The sequence below is a fragment of the Candidatus Poribacteria bacterium genome (assembly GCA_021295715.1).
Taxonomy (GTDB): Bacteria; Poribacteria; WGA-4E; order WGA-4E; family WGA-3G; genus WGA-3G.
Map to the genome: position 1 here is coordinate 17,272 of JAGWBV010000101.1, position 561 is coordinate 17,832.

1 protein-coding gene is annotated in these 561 nt (G+C 44.9%); it reads left to right on the forward strand.

What is annotated here, in order from left to right; all coding sequences use genetic code 11:
• Nucleotides 1-275 precede the first annotated feature (275 nt).
• Nucleotides 276-561 (forward strand): hypothetical protein (locus tag J4G07_19500; protein MCE2416175.1); only part of this gene is annotated, 286 nt, incomplete at its 3' end.

The window sequence follows — 561 nt, forward strand, 5'->3', positions numbered from 1 at the left end:
AGGATGCTCCCCAAGTCTCTATCAAACTTGGATACTGTGATGTGGAAGGGGAAACATACAACCCGAGAGGGAGATTACCAACAAAATCTTTTGGTAGGACACCGGGTCAGGTCTATGAGACGGAAAGTGCGAGTTCTGTTCAACGAAGCAGCCCCATCTGAATCCAAACACCCAATGTGCAGGTGGTGTTAAAACAGCACTTTACATTTTAAACGAAAAAAGGAGTGGTGTTTCCTCCCTGCCTAAAGACAGGGGTCTCCACACCAAAGAATTTGATGAAGCAGAAAATCACCAATATTCAGGCAGTCCCTGAACTGCCTTCACATCAACAACTTTTTCTGAACGGCACCCCCTTTGTCGTGATCCATACATCTTTGGTTGAAAAATTTGGATTACGTATCGGTTTAGAAATCGAAGCTGAAATCATCGAAAAGTTAATTGCAGCGGATGAAGTGATGCGTGCGAAGAATTACGCGCTGAGGTCACTTCGGGAAGAAAAGGACAATACCACAGTAGACGTGTCAGAGGATCCTCGCCCCACAGGAAAGCCCAAAATTTATA